Source organism: Lactiplantibacillus sp. 30.2.29 (assembly GCF_018991255.1).
GTDB classification, from domain to species: Bacteria; Bacillota; Bacilli; order Lactobacillales; family Lactobacillaceae; genus Lactiplantibacillus; species Lactiplantibacillus pentosus.
Window position 1 is genome coordinate 1 of record NZ_JAGYGU010000111.1, and the last position, 740, is coordinate 740.

1 protein-coding gene is annotated in these 740 nt (G+C 47.0%); it reads right to left on the minus strand.

Annotation, left to right across the window (positions count from 1 at the left end):
- Positions 1–18: 18 nt before the first annotated feature.
- A protein-coding gene (locus KGF65_RS16775; protein ID WP_253954482.1) for an IS5 family transposase occupies positions 19–740 on the minus strand; the annotation gives its coding sequence in 2 pieces (ribosomal slippage) (positions 19–539 and positions 539–740; 723 coding nt annotated over the 2 pieces). This gene is flagged as partial in the annotation.

Genomic DNA, 740 nt, shown 5'->3' on the forward strand with positions numbered 1-740 from the left:
AGAAGCTGTTTGAGGTCTCTATTGACGAGCAAGCAGGATCCCTATAAAGGCCATAGCAACCATGACTTTACTGGTATTTAACTTGCGTTCGCAATTGAACCAAAGCCGTCGCCAGTTGGTTAACCAACTGAAACTACGTTCCACGACCCAGCGCTGTGGCGTTACTTGACCGTTCTTCAGATCACTTTGTTTGGCGATAATGACATCTGCACCAATGATTGCATGGACCGACTGGGCGAAGTTGTCGCCTGTATAGCCACCATCGGCCATCACTCGCTGAACAAGATCAAACTGCTCTTCATTTAACGCGAGTAAAGCGATCGCACCGTCCCGTTCGGAGACATTAGCTGTGGTAATGTGGATCGCGAATGGGAGACCATTAATATCAACGGCAAGGTGGCGTTTAATCCCACTAATTTTCTTGCCGCCATCATACCCTTTATTTTGGGGTGTTGCCGTATTTTTGACGCTTTGCGCATCAAGAATTACGAACGACGTTCGTACCGATCGTCCCATTCGTAATCGCTCTCGAGCGACAATTTTTTTAAAAGCAGGTCAATCAGGGAATATTCCGAATTAGCTAATGGTTTTGACCACATGGCAAAGTAAGTGTAAACGGTTTGCCATTTCGGAAAATCATGCGGCAACTGACGCCATTGAGCGCCCGTACGAAGCTCGTAAAGCACTGCATTGAAGACATCAAATAGGTCCACCCTTCGAGGACATGTACGCTTGCGAAA